We start from the raw sequence: 394 nt of genomic DNA, 5'->3' as shown, positions 1-394 counted from the left end.
AACCCAATCCTTTGCTGAGGCTGCGTTTCAATTCGTAATCCCGCGAACGTTCGGCGCTTCGAGCACGATCGACAATGCCTGCGATAGCGTTGATCCGACCAACGGCGAGAAGTATTTCCGGGCCGGCCCGAAGACCGTCATCCCAGTCGCGACTGTCCGCGCTGCCAAACCGTCTATCCAGCGCTTCAGCAACAGTCTTCGCTTCGTCGAGCGCTTGACGCCCGTCCGGCGTCCTACTCATCTCTTGAAGGAATTTTGATTTTTCGGGATACGGCAATTCGTCAAGCTGCTTCAGGATAGCCTCGCTACTCTTGGTCAAGCCCGGCACTTCGACGACATCGCACCTTTCGCGTTTCCAGGCTTCAGACTGCCGTTCTGCTTCCAGACGGCGCTC

1 pseudogene is annotated in these 394 nt (G+C 57.1%); it reads right to left on the bottom strand.

Annotated features, from left to right (window positions below):
• Positions 1-394: pseudogene (locus PY650_RS36860) on the bottom strand (Ti-type conjugative transfer relaxase TraA); the annotation flags it as partial.

This window comes from Martinezella calliandrae (assembly GCF_030272695.1).
Lineage (GTDB): Bacteria > Pseudomonadota > Alphaproteobacteria > Rhizobiales > Rhizobiaceae > Rhizobium > Rhizobium calliandrae.
The sequence above is the reverse complement of the archived record's forward strand: the minus strand, read 5'-3'. Positions and strand labels throughout refer to the sequence as shown.